The following is a 12,761-nucleotide window of genomic DNA, read 5'->3' on the forward strand; positions in this document are numbered from 1 at the left end:
ACCAACTGAGCTAATCACCCCCGCTGTGTGGAGTCGCATTATAGGGAGAGTTGAAAATGAGTCAACGCATTTTCTAAAGTTTTTATTCGTTCGTCGTAAAATTAAACAAAACGATCGCAAAACGGGCGGTGGCGCATGATTTCTAAACAAAAACAGCAAACTCCGCCACGATAAAAGGATCGACATTGAGGAATCCCCCCACAGTGATAGAATATTGCCCATCGTTTTTTCCCCGGGATTTGCCGATCGCCGGCATCTTTATAACGTAAGGCCATTTCATGAAAATCAAAACTCGCTTCGCGCCGAGCCCGACAGGCTATCTGCACGTCGGTGGTGCTCGTACTGCTCTCTATTCCTGGCTTTTTGCACGCCACAACCAAGGTGAGTTCGTGCTGCGTATAGAAGATACCGATCTTGAGCGCTCCACGCCGGAAGCAATTGAAGCCATTATGGATGGTATGAACTGGCTGAACCTGCAGTGGGACGAAGGCCCGTATTTCCAGACCAAACGTTTTGACCGCTATAACGCTGTTATTGATGAGATGCTGGTCGCGGGCACGGCGTATAAGTGCTACTGCTCCAAAGAGCGTCTGGATGCGCTGCGTGAAGAGCAGATGGCGAACGGTGAAAAACCGCGCTATGACGGCCGCTGCCGCCACGACCACAGCGAGCATGCCGCTGATGAGCCATGCGTGGTGCGTTTTGCTAACCCGCAGGATGGCTCGGTGATTTTCGACGACCAGATCCGTGGCCCGATCGAATTCAGCAACCAGGAGCTGGACGATCTGATCATACGCCGTACCGACGGTTCCCCAACCTATAACTTCTGCGTCGTGGTTGATGACTGGGATATGGAAATTACCCACGTTATCCGTGGTGAAGACCATATCAACAATACCCCACGCCAGATCAACATCCTGAAAGCGCTGAATGCACCTGTTCCGGTCTATGCGCACGTCTCCATGATCAACGGCGACGACGGTAAAAAGCTGTCTAAACGTCACGGTGCGGTCAGCGTCATGCAGTATCGCGACGACGGCTATCTGCCGGAAGCGCTGCTGAACTATCTGGTGCGTCTGGGCTGGGCTCACGGCGACCAGGAGATCTTCAGCCGCGAAGAGATGATTGAACTGTTCTCTCTGAGCTCAGTGAGCAAATCTGCCAGCGCATTCAACACCGACAAGCTGCTGTGGCTCAACCATCACTACATCAATACCATGCCGCCGGAATATGTGGCGACTTACCTGCAGTGGCACATTGAGCAGGCAAACATTGATACCCGCACTGGCCCTGAGCTGGCGGACCTGGTAAAACTGCTCGGCGAGCGCTGCAAAACGCTGAAAGAAATTGCCGAAAGCTGCCGCTACTTCTATGAAGAGTTTGATGAGTTCGACGCTGACGCCGCGAAGAAGCACCTCCGCGCGGTTGCGCGTCAGCCGCTGGAAGTGGTGCGCGACAAGCTGGCTGCGCTCACCGAGTGGACCGCTGAGAATGTGCATCACGCCATTCAGGCGACCGCAGACGAACTGGAAGTGGGCATGGGCAAAGTCGGTATGCCGCTGCGCGTTGCGGTGACCGGCGCGGGTCAGTCTCCGGCGCTGGACGTGACTGTCCATGCCATCGGCAAGTCACGCAGCGTGGCACGCATCAACAAGGCGCTGGATTTTATTGCAGAACGTGAAAATCAGCAGTAATTAAGCCATCTATAAGAAAAACGGCAGGGTATCCTGCCGTTTTTTTTGCCTTTTATTCGGCAATATCCAGACGAGCAAGAAAACCGCGTATGCCTTCGCGCTTCAGTAAGGTATCCAGACGCTGCTGTTCAAGCTCAGTCATACTCTCCAGCGTTTCGATAATGCCCGGACGCAGACGTGAAGGCTGTTCATTGTAGGATGAGGCCACCTCAGCCAGATGATAAACCGCCTGGCGGTTACGGATAGCCGGGAGGCTCATAATATGCTCCTTCACGCGTGCATCAACGTGAATGAGCCGCGCCCGACCGCCTTTTACGCCATTGAGTCCTTCGGTTTTCCACCCCTGCTGCCGTATCCAGCGATTTACCGTTTGTCTGGCAACACCCAAATTCTCCGCCAGCTCTTCCGTGGTCATTTTGCTACGTAGTCTTTTCATATTAATTCTGGTCGCGAATCCCTAAACGTTGCAACAAACCGGTAATCCCTTCCCGCAATAGCAGCGATGTCATCTGCTTCTGCTCTTCCGGCGTCATTTCATTGGCCAGCGTCAGGAGTAGGGTATGCAGCGAACCGTCAGTGCTAATGCCCTCAGGCATAGCGGATGTTTCCGTTGCCCGGCGTGCGCTGCGGATAAAGTCACGCACCTTTTCGTTCACATGCACCAGGCGCGCTTTACCCCCCTGGACACCGGGCTTAGGCGACGTTATCCAACCCTCTTTGCGTACCCATTTATTGATGGTCTGTCGGCTATAGCCAGTGAGCAGGGCTAACTCTTCCGGCGTCATTCGTTCCTTGATCATGCAATTTCCTGAATATTCGTGGGGTTAATTAACGGCTCATTTTATAGCACCGTTTTACGTGAAAACGTGACAGGCTTAACTCATGACTGCGAGCAGGCTCGCAAAGTGATTCATTTGCATGATTTTTCGGCGATTGAACCACGGCTATTGATTTTGCCGTTGACACTCCGCGGCGGAATTCATATTATGCCGCCCGTCAACATGACAGCTTTACGATGGGGCTATAGCTCAGCTGGGAGAGCGCCTGCATGGCATGCAGGAGGTCAGCGGTTCGATCCCGCTTAGCTCCACCAAACTCTGAACCCAACAGAGTGTGGTTAGTAAAGTTACATGTGGGGCTATAGCTCAGCTGGGAGAGCGCTTGCATGGCATGCAAGAGGTCAGCGGTTCGATCCCGCTTAGCTCCACCAAAATTTGTAAACCCTCGTCGAAAGACGAGGGTTTTTTTTATCTGTTTGTAACGCCCGCCACCGGTTTTTGTTATCAAAAAGAAGGTGTTCCCATACCTCACCTCAATCGGCATCAATAAACCAGTCTATAAATAGACTTGAACTTGATTCGTGCAATTAATAAACCTATTATCCATCCGGTCAATGATTCAGACGGATAATATACTCATCAACTTAATGAATAGAAAAACGTACAATAATGTAAAGATATTTATAATTGCCCTGACACTTTGTCTGATTGCGGTACCTGTCTCCCGTTATCTCTCTCCACGCGCAATTGTTAATGGTCATGACGTTTATTTAGCATGGTTGCCGCTCAGCGTGATGCTGGCGGTAATTCTGCTATTTGGGCGCAGGGCTATTCTTCCCATTTTGTTAGGTTTTACTGTCACTAATTTATTTTATGTTGATTTAGCACCGCTACAATATTCAGTTTTACTGTTCTGTCAGACCTTTGCATTGTTCGCGGCGTGCGGCCTGCTACGCCTCATGCTGGGCAAGCGCTGGCGCCACAGCATCCCTAACAAGCACATCGGGTTACGTATATTCTGGCTCGGCTTTATTGTGCCAATTGGTATTAAGCTGTCGATGTATTTGGCAGGCTATTTCTTTGATTTTCCGGTGACTATTTCAACCTTTTTCGGCGAAGGAACGGTAATTTATAACGTTGTGGATATTCAAAGCCTGATATGCGCGGGGCTGATTTTTACCATGATGTTCTATTACCCGTTAAGAATGATAATTAATCCTCGTTATGCCGTCACCTTCTGGCGGCGAAGCGTAAAGCCCGTGTTTTCTCACAAGAATCCATTATATATTTTTGTCTGGCTAATGCTTTTAGGCTTCATTCTCGTCATTTTATGTGGTCCTTTTGAATCACCGGTTATTGCGGGCTATTTAATGCCGCTGATTTTTATTCTCTTTACCTTAGCGATCAGCCGCCTGACCTATGCGTTGATTTCTCTGCTGTGGGCCACCTCAGCGCTCCTGCTGCTGACCTACAACTATAACTTCCTTAACGGAGTGGAATCGGGCCATTCGCTCTCCTTTATCCTCTCCGTGCTGATCTCTTTCGCTATCTGCCTGCTTTATATGTCGCGAATTTACCAGCGCAGCGAGTGGCTGAAGCGGGGCTGGCAGGGCAGGGCGCTGACCGATCCCCTTACCGGTTTACCCAATATTCGTGCGCTGGAGGAGTACCTTGAGATTCATCCGGATGCCAAAGTGTGCATTCTGCGCATGGATAATCTCGAGTTTTTGAGCCGCCACTATGGGATTATCATGCGGGTCCACTGCAAGAGGACGATCGCCGCGTCGCTTCAGCCGCTCCTGCAAAAAGATGAGATGCTCTTCCAGTTGCCCGGAAGCGAGCTGGTGCTGGTATTGCTCGGCCCTGAAATTGCTGAACGTCTCCAGCATATGGTCGATCGGCTCAACAGCAATAAGATTTTCTGGAATAACACCGGGCTGGATATTGAGTTTGGCGCGTCCTGGGGAATGGTCGAAAACGGTGAAAAGCTGCATCACACGCTGGGGCAGCTGAGCTGGCTGGCAGAGCAGGCCTGCGGAGAGCAAAACGTTCTCGCGCTCACGAATAGCCTTGAGGTGGCATCTGGACAAACGACAGACCGTGTTCTGATGCTGGCGCGGATTAAGCACGCCCTGGAGGCGGGGCAGTTCCATTTGTATGCGCAGCCGATCCAGAAGGCGGACGGTAGCGGGTACTACGAAATTCTGGCGCGTATGGAGAGCGAGGGCGAGATCATCACCCCTGACCGCTTTATTCCCCTGATTGCCCAGTTCAACCTCAGCCACCGGTTTGATATGTGCGTCATGGAAAAATTACTGCTGTGGCTGCGCGATCACCCAGCCACGCAGGCTGGCGCCCGTTTCTCTGTCAATCTGATGCCGCTTACGCTGATGCAAAATGAGGTGGCGACTGAGATTTGTGCGCTCTTTGAACGGTACGGCGTTGCGCCTCAGGCTGTCGTGATTGAGATCACCGAAGAGCAGGCCTTCTCCAATTCCGGCTGCAGCATCCACAATATTCAGCAGCTGCGGGATTACGGTTTCAGGATTGCCATCGATGATTTTGGTACCGGCTACGCCAACTACGAGCGTCTGAGACGCCTGCAGGCAGACATCATTAAAATTGACGGCTGCTTCGTGAAAGATATTTGTACTGATGATATGGACGCAATGATCGTCCAGTCGATATGTAATCTGGCGAAGACGAAATCACTGTGCGTGGTGGCAGAATATGTTGAGACACCAGCGCAGCGGGAGATGCTGCTACGCTTCGGCGTGGACTACCTGCAGGGCTACCTGATAGGCAAACCCAAACCGCTGGAAGAATTGCGGGCATAAAAAAACCGGGAGCAAGTCTCCCGGTTTTTTTTTACGGTAAACGTTACAGAACCAGCGCAGCGATAGAAGCAGACAGGACGCTCACCAGGGTGGAGCCGTAAACCAGTTTCAGGCCAAAGCGAGAAACCACGTTACCCTGTTCTTCGTTCAGGCCTTTAATCGCACCGGCGATAATACCGATGGACGAGAAGTTCGCGAAGGAGACCAGGAATACGGACAGAATGCCTTCCGCACGTGGAGAGAGCGTGCTGGCGATTTTCTGCAGATCCATCATCGCAACGAATTCGTTAGAAACCAGCTTGGTCGCCATGATACTGCCTACCTGCAGCGCTTCATGAGCCGGAACACCCATCACCCATGCGACAGGGTAGAAGATGTAGCCCAGGATGCCCTGGAAGGAGATGCCCAGCACAGCGGCGAACAGGGCGTTCAGTGCGGAGATCAGAGCGATAAAGCCGATCAGCATCGCGGCAACGATAATCGCCACTTTGAAACCGGCCAGAATGTACTCACCCAGCATTTCGAAGAAGCTCTGACCTTCGTGCAGGTTAGACATCTGGATGTTCTCTTCGCTGGCGTCAACGCGATACGGGTTGATCAGCGACAGAACGATAAAGGTGCTGAACATATTCAGAACCAGCGCTGCAACCACATATTTTGGCTCCAGCATGGTCATGTACGCGCCCACGATAGACATGGAAACGGTAGACATTGCGGTTGCCGCCATGGTGTACATGCGGTTACGGGACATTTTGCCGAGGATATCTTTATACGCGATGAAGTTCTCAGACTGACCGAGGATCAGGGAACTTACGGCGTTGAAAGATTCCAGCTTGCCCATGCCGTTTACTTTGGATAAAAGGAAACCAATGCCACGAATAACGAACGGCAGAACGCGGATGTGCTGCAGAATACCGATCAGCGCGGAGATGAAGACGATTGGGCATAGTACCTTCAGGAAGAAGAATGCCAGACCTTCGTCGTTCATTTTACCGAAGACAAAGTTTGTCCCTTCGTTGGCGAATCCGAGCAGTTTTTCGAACATTTCGGAGAAGCCTTTCACGAAGCCGAGGCCTACGTTGGAGTTCAGGAAGAACCACGCAAGTAAAACTTCAATGACCAGCAGCTGGACAACATAACGAATACGAATTTTTTTGCGGTCTGTGCTGACCAGCAATGCGAGTGCAGTAACGACAACAAGTGCCAGGACAAAATGAAGGACGCGGTCCATATTTGCTCCAAATATGAGGCAGGTTTAATTTTCGTGCACATTCTATGTAACAACCGAAAAGAAAACGAGATCAGGGACACACTATAGTTACATCCTGTGACGAGTCTCAAAATTAGTGATCCACAATACATTTTTGTTATGTTAGGTAAATGAGTGAAAAGTTAAGTTTGTGTGCTACGCTTCACAAATAACCGCGCATTTTCACATTCTGTGATGTCGCGCCCCCTGCCCATCTATTGTTCTTAGCTATCAGAGAAATCATTTTAAACTCTCTAGATGATCTTGATAATCATTCTCATTTTGATAGCATTAAACATAGCAAAGGCTATATTTCCAGAGGCAGATAATGACAAACAGTCGCGTAGAGGGTAGCAGTGGTAGAGCCGCGCGCAAGTTGCGGTTCGCATTAATGGGACCTGCTTTTATTGCTGCCATCGGCTATATCGATCCGGGTAATTTTGCGACCAATATTCAGGCCGGGGCCAGTTTCGGCTATAAGCTGCTGTGGGTGGTCGTCTGGGCAAACCTGATGGCGATGCTGATTCAGATGCTCTCTGCAAAACTGGGGATTGCCACGGGTAAAAACCTGGCGGAGCAAATTCGCGACCATTATCCTCGTCCGGCGGTGTGGCTCTACTGGGTTCAGGCGGAAATTATCGCCATGGCAACCGATCTCGCTGAATTTATCGGGGCAGCGATCGGCTTTAAGCTGATTCTGGGCGTGTCGCTGTTACAGGGAGCGGTGCTGACCGGGATTGCCACATTCCTGATCCTGATGTTACAGCGTCGGGGGCAAAAACCGCTGGAGAAGGTCATTGGTGGCCTGCTGCTGTTTGTTGCTGCGGCGTACATCGTCGAGCTGATTTTCTCACAGCCGAATCTGGCGCAGCTCGCAAAAGGCATGGTGATCCCAAGCCTGCCAACCTCGGAAGCGGTTTTCCTGGCCGCCGGGGTACTTGGGGCGACCATTATGCCGCATGTCATTTATTTGCACTCCTCGTTAACCCAGCATCTGCACGGCGGGACGCGTAAAGAACGCTACTCGGCAACCAAATGGGATGTGGCAATCGCCATGACCATCGCGGGTTTTGTGAATCTGGCGATGATGGCCACCGCAGCCGCCGCTTTCCACTTTAACGGTCATACTGGCGTCGCCGATCTCGACCAGGCTTACCTCACGCTGGAGCCGTTACTGAGCCATGCTGCTGCCACGATATTTGGTCTGAGCCTGGTCGCAGCCGGCCTCTCTTCCACGGTAGTAGGGACGCTGGCAGGGCAGGTGGTGATGCAGGGATTTGTTCGCTTCCATATTCCATTGTGGGTGCGTCGTTTTATCACCATGCTTCCGTCGTTTATCGTGATTCTGATGGGGCTCGATCCAACGCGAATTCTGGTGATGAGCCAGGTGCTGCTGAGCTTTGGTATCGCCCTGGCGCTGGTGCCGCTGCTGATCTTTACCAGCAACAAAACCCTGATGGGGGAACTGGTCAACTCGACGCTGGTGAAACGGACCGGGTGGGCCATCGTGCTGGTCGTCGTGGCGCTGAACTTGTGGTTGTTGGTGGGAACCGCGCTGGGTCTTTAACAAAAAAGGAGCCGTAGGGGCTCCTTTTGGATTAGTGATGATGGCCGTGACCATGACCTTTGCCGCGACCCCAGCCGCGACGGTCGTCACGATCCCGCCAGCCTTCACGGTAACCGCGCTCATAGGCGTTGTCTTTATACCAGCCGCGGTGTCTGCCGTTGTCATGTTTCCACCAGCGATCGCCGCGCCACTCATAGTGACGATGCCAGTAATCACGGTCGCGCCAGTAGCCACCGTCCCAGTATCTGCCGTAGTCGTCACGATCGCCAATTTGTAATTTTACTGATGGCAACAGGGTGATTTCGCCCGCATTGGCGACCAGCGGGGCTGAAGCCAGTAATACCGCTGCAAGAATCAGTGACCTGAACATACTCTTTCTCCTTCACGATCGGGGCCTTCGTGGGGCCTGTTAACGCAATATTACGAGTTGGTAAAGGCTCGTTTCATCGCCTCAACTCCGAATTCCCGAGGGAGAGCACTTTTTGCTAAAAGTGGTTTTATTTTGAACTGCTCAGGATCTGGTCAATTAGAGAAAGTTCTTCTGCGGTAAACTGGCGGTTTTCCAGCATCCCCACGGCATCATCAATCTGAGCCGTTTTGCTGGCCCCAATCAGCACCGACGTGACCTCCTCATGGCGTAACACCCAGGCAAGCGCCATCTGCGAGAGTTTCTGGCCGCGGCTTTCTGCCAGGGCGTTTAGCTGGCGCACCTTCTCAAGCTTCTCTTCGGTGATCTGTTCAGGGTTAAGGAATTGACTGCCGCTTGCCGCACGGGAATCGGCGGGAATACCGTTAAGATACCGGTTGGTCAACTGTCCCCCTGCCAGCGGCGAGAAGGGAATACAGCCGACCCCTTTTTCCTGCAGAACATCCAGCAAACCCTCTTCCGGCGCACGTTCGAACATCGAGTATTTCGGCTGGTGGATCAGGCAGGGCGTGCCCAGGTCATTAAGGATATCAATCGCTTTTCGCGCCAGCTCGGCAGGATAGTTGGATAACCCGACATACAGGGCTTTGCCCTGGCGCACCAGATGGTCAAGCGCTTTCATGGTTTCCTGCAGCGGCGTTTCCGGGTCAGGACGGTGATGATAGAAGATATCGACATATTCCAGCCCCATGCGCTTCAGGCTTTGATCGAGGCTTGCCAGCAGATATTTACGCGATCCCCAGTCGCCGTAAGGGCCGTCCCACATGGTATATCCCGCTTTCGTGGAGACGATCAGTTCGTCGCGCCAGGGCAGGAAATCCTCCTGCAAAATACGGCCGAAATTACGCTCGGCGGACCCCGGCGGGGGACCATAGTTATTGGCAAGGTCGAAATGCGTAATACCCAGATCGAACGCGCGCTGTAAAAGTTGACGGCTATTTTCGATAAGCGTAGCGTCACCAAAGTTATGCCACAGCCCCAGCGAGACCGCGGGCAACCTGAGTCCGCTTCGCCCACAGCGGCGATACTCCATTGTCTGATAACGATTTTTGTCCGGCTGATAACCCATTCGTATGACCTCTCGTGCTGAAGAGAAAAATCAGTGTATACGTTTACATTAACGTGAAAAAAAGCAGCATAACCCAGCATTTTTTGTAAAGCATTCTTTCCATAGCCTTCTTATCGCCAATTCTGGACAGCCATCACGCTTATTTAATACTCAAAGTGAGGTCAACGTCAGAAGGATACCTGTTTATGCGTACCCCGTACTGCGTCGCCGATTACCTGCTGGACCGTCTTACAGATTGTGGAGCCGATCATCTGTTTGGCGTGCCGGGCGACTATAACCTGCAGTTTCTCGACCACGTAATAGACAGCCCGGACATCTGCTGGGTGGGCTGTGCCAACGAGTTAAACGCCTCTTATGCCGCTGACGGATATGCCCGCTGTAAGGGCTTCGCCGCGCTGCTGACGACGTTTGGCGTCGGCGAATTAAGTGCCATGAACGGCATTGCGGGCAGCTATGCCGAGCACGTTCCGGTGCTGCATATTGTTGGCGCGCCGGGGATGGCGTCTCAGCAAAGAGGGGAACTGCTGCACCATACGCTGGGCGATGGTGAGTTCCGTCATTTTTACCATATGAGCGAGCCGATCACCGTTGCACAGGCGATCCTGACCGAACAAAACGCCTGTTATGAAATCGACCGGGTACTGACGACGATGCTCCGGGAACGTCGCCCCGGCTATTTGATGTTACCTGCCGATGTGGCAAAAAAAGCCGCTACGCCGCCTGTAAACGCTCTCACGCTTCGGCATGCCCATGCCGATAGCGCCTGCCTGAAAGCGTTCCGGGATGCTGCGGAGCGTCAACTGGCAGCGAGTAAGCGTACCGCGCTGTTAGCGGATTTTCTTGTCCTGCGCCATGGGCTGAAGCACGCGCTGCAGAAGTGGGTGAAGGATGTGCCGATGGCGCATGCCACGATGCTGATGGGCAAAGGCATATTCGACGAACGTAACGCCGGTTTTTACGGCACCTACAGCGGTTCGGCCAGTGCCGGTCCGGTAAAAGAGGCGATAGAGGGGGCGGATACGGTGCTGTGCATCGGCACGCGTTTTACCGATACTCTGACGGCCGGGTTTACCCATCAGTTAACGCCTGCACAGACGATAGAAGTGCAGCCTCATGCCGCCCGCGTCGGCGATATCTGGTTTACCGGCATCCCGATGGCCCAGGCCATTGAAGCGCTGCTGGAGCTGTGCAAACAGCATATTCACGATAAGCCTGTTCCGGCATCGCACAGCGCGATGAATTTCCCTCAGCCGGACGGCTCACTTACGCAGGAGAATTTCTGGCAAACGCTGCAAACGTTTATTCGCCCGGGAGACATCATCCTGGCCGATCAGGGCACCTCGGCCTTCGGCGCGATTGATCTGCGTTTGCCTGCCGACGTGAATTTTATCGTCCAGCCGCTGTGGGGCTCGATCGGCTACACCCTGGCCGCGGCGTTCGGGGCGCAAACGGCATGCCCGAACCGGCGCGTGATTGTGCTGACGGGGGATGGCGCGGCACAGCTGACCATTCAGGAGCTCGGGTCAATGTTGCGTGATAAACAACATCCCATCATTCTGGTGCTCAACAACGAAGGATACACGGTTGAAAGGGCAATTCACGGGCCGGAACAGCGTTACAATGACATTGCGCTATGGAACTGGACGCAAATCCCGCAGGCCCTGAGCCTCGATCCTCAGGCCCAGTGCTGGCAAGTCAGTGAAGCGGAGCAGCTGGCGGACGTGCTGGAAAAAGTGGCGCATCACGAGTGGCTCTCGCTAATTGAGGTGATGCTGCCAAAAGCGGATATTCCGCCGCTGCTGGGGGCGATTACCAAAGCGCTGGAAGCGCGCAATAGCGCCTGATTATTTGTCGTTTCGCCAGGCCATCATCATCGGTTTGCCCGCCAGCAGGAGCCAGGCGGGCAACATCACGATGCAGAGCAGCGGGAACAGCGTCGAATCCGGCACCACCACCGCCGCCATAAACAGGCTCAGCCATGCATCGCGCGTCACCACCAGTACCAGCCCCAGAATAGAGCAGGATACGGTAATCGCCGCCGGAACCGCGTCGACATGCTCGTGCAGCATCAGCCCCAGCGCCACGCCGACAAACACCGCCGGGAAGATACGCCCGCCGCGGAAACCGCACGCTGCAGCAACGACAAGCGCCGCCAGCTTGATGACGGCAAACAACAGGTAATCGGACACGCTAAACACCTGGCTGAAGGCCAGCTGCTGCATTTCGTCCAGACCTTTGAACAGGGTCACCGTTCCGCCAATTGCCCCTAAAACACCGAGGATTAGCCCCCCTGTTCCCAGAATCAATACCGGATGTTTGAGTTTATGCACCAGCCGGTGCAGGCGCGGAAGACACCATACCGCCACCATGCCCAGCGCGATGGCGATCGCGACGACGATGGCGCCGCTGAATATATCTGCAATCCGCATCTCTCCGTAGTGCGGCAGAGAGAGGGAAAAATGGGGATGGAAAAACAGGCTTGTCGTCAGCGCGCCGGCAGCCGCGGCCATCAGTGGAGCGAACAGCTTATCCCAGAGCGGGACGTCGTTATCACTGGCCAACGTCTGAGAAAAGATCAGGGCAGCAGCGACAGGCGTGCCAAAAAGCGCCCCGATGGTGCCTGCGGAGGCGAGGATGGTCCAGTCCAGCGCGCCGACGCGAGGCAGAATGCGTGCGCCGAGGAACACCGCCAGGCCAATATTCACCGCCATAATCGGATGCTCGGGACCCAGGCTGACGCCGCCCGCCAGGCCCACGATCAACGCGACGATCAGCCCCGGCAGTGCAGAGGGGGGAACCGGAGCGCCAATCAGGGGTTCCAGCGCCGGGTCCGGTCCGGCGTGGCCGGGACTGAAACGGATCGCCAGACCCACCGCAATACCGGTTAACGTCAGCATCAGGATGATCCACGCCGAAGAATCCGCGGTGACCCCCAGTTTTGCCGGAAGCGCTGTCCATAAGAGAGTTTGCAGCACCGACGCGATTTTCATCACGACGATAAGGACCAGGCTTGAGGCCACGCCAATGATCAGCGCCGGAATTGCCAGCAACAGCATGGTTCTGGCTCGCGGGTGGAGCATGATGATTTCCTTGTACAAAATGCAATGACGTTACTTTGCATATTAAGCCTTATGGCAAT

General features: G+C 53.6%; 10 protein-coding genes and 2 tRNA genes. 6 read left to right on the forward strand and 6 right to left on the reverse strand.

All coding sequences use genetic code 11. The features are described 5' to 3' along the window. The first annotated feature begins 278 nt into the window (after nucleotides 1–278). Nucleotides 279–1,694: a glutamate--tRNA ligase gene (gene gltX / locus IM295_RS04825; RefSeq protein WP_193066300.1), complete on the forward strand. Its 1,416-nt coding sequence runs from the start codon at nucleotides 279–281 to the stop codon at nucleotides 1,692–1,694. Between the two features lie 52 nt (nucleotides 1,695–1,746). Here the strand turns inward: gltX and IM295_RS04830 are convergent, their stop codons facing one another. Next, nucleotides 1,747–2,130 carry a YfeC-like transcriptional regulator gene (locus tag IM295_RS04830; RefSeq protein WP_193066301.1) on the reverse strand — a complete coding sequence of 128 codons (384 nt, stop codon included), beginning with the start codon at nucleotides 2,128–2,130 and terminating at the stop codon, nucleotides 1,747–1,749. A gap of 1 nt (nucleotide 2,131) precedes the next feature. Beyond that, entirely contained in the window at nucleotides 2,132–2,494 is a 363-nt protein-coding gene (locus tag IM295_RS04835) for a YfeC-like transcriptional regulator (RefSeq protein WP_088204738.1), read from the reverse strand. 217 nt (nucleotides 2,495–2,711) lie between these two features. Here IM295_RS04835 and IM295_RS04840 point away from each other — a divergent pair. From IM295_RS04840 to IM295_RS04850, 3 genes are all read left to right on the forward strand, one after another. After that, a tRNA-Ala gene (locus IM295_RS04840) sits at nucleotides 2,712–2,787 on the forward strand. A gap of 41 nt (nucleotides 2,788–2,828) precedes the next feature. Beyond that, a tRNA-Ala gene (locus IM295_RS04845) sits at nucleotides 2,829–2,904 on the forward strand. Between the two features lie 216 nt (nucleotides 2,905–3,120). Then, complete coding sequence (locus IM295_RS04850; RefSeq protein ID WP_059358544.1) at nucleotides 3,121–5,310, forward strand: EAL domain-containing protein; 2,190 nt, start codon at nucleotides 3,121–3,123, stop codon at nucleotides 5,308–5,310. Between the two features lie 43 nt (nucleotides 5,311–5,353). Here the strand turns inward: IM295_RS04850 and IM295_RS04855 are convergent, their stop codons facing one another. Continuing rightward, nucleotides 5,354–6,541, reverse strand: coding sequence for a NupC/NupG family nucleoside CNT transporter (locus tag IM295_RS04855; protein WP_008501591.1), 1,188 nt, complete (start codon nucleotides 6,539–6,541; stop codon nucleotides 5,354–5,356). A gap of 346 nt (nucleotides 6,542–6,887) precedes the next feature. On the opposite strand from IM295_RS04855, the gene IM295_RS04860 reads away from it, so the two are divergent. Beyond that, entirely contained in the window at nucleotides 6,888–8,126 is a 1,239-nt protein-coding gene (locus tag IM295_RS04860) for an Nramp family divalent metal transporter (protein WP_155026493.1), read from the forward strand. A gap of 31 nt (nucleotides 8,127–8,157) precedes the next feature. Here the strand turns inward: IM295_RS04860 and IM295_RS04865 are convergent, their stop codons facing one another. Beyond that, complete coding sequence (locus IM295_RS04865; protein ID WP_059358542.1) at nucleotides 8,158–8,496, reverse strand: DUF2502 domain-containing protein; 339 nt, start codon at nucleotides 8,494–8,496, stop codon at nucleotides 8,158–8,160. A gap of 127 nt (nucleotides 8,497–8,623) precedes the next feature. After that, complete coding sequence (gene mgrA, locus IM295_RS04870; RefSeq protein WP_088204740.1) at nucleotides 8,624–9,622, reverse strand: L-glyceraldehyde 3-phosphate reductase; 999 nt, start codon at nucleotides 9,620–9,622, stop codon at nucleotides 8,624–8,626. 185 nt (nucleotides 9,623–9,807) lie between these two features. Here mgrA and ipdC point away from each other — a divergent pair, with 185 nt between their 5' ends. Then, nucleotides 9,808–11,466, forward strand: coding sequence for an indolepyruvate decarboxylase (ipdC, locus tag IM295_RS04875; RefSeq protein ID WP_193066302.1), 1,659 nt, complete (start codon nucleotides 9,808–9,810; stop codon nucleotides 11,464–11,466). Here ipdC and IM295_RS04880 read toward each other — a convergent pair whose 3' ends face one another. Further along, nucleotides 11,467–12,702, reverse strand: coding sequence for an ion channel protein (locus tag IM295_RS04880; protein WP_041908826.1), 1,236 nt, complete (start codon nucleotides 12,700–12,702; stop codon nucleotides 11,467–11,469). It abuts the gene before it with no gap. Nucleotides 12,703–12,761: the final 59 nt, after the last annotated feature.

The organism is Enterobacter cloacae complex sp. P14RS, assembly GCF_014895895.1.
GTDB lineage: Bacteria > Pseudomonadota > Gammaproteobacteria > Enterobacterales > Enterobacteriaceae > Enterobacter > Enterobacter bugandensis.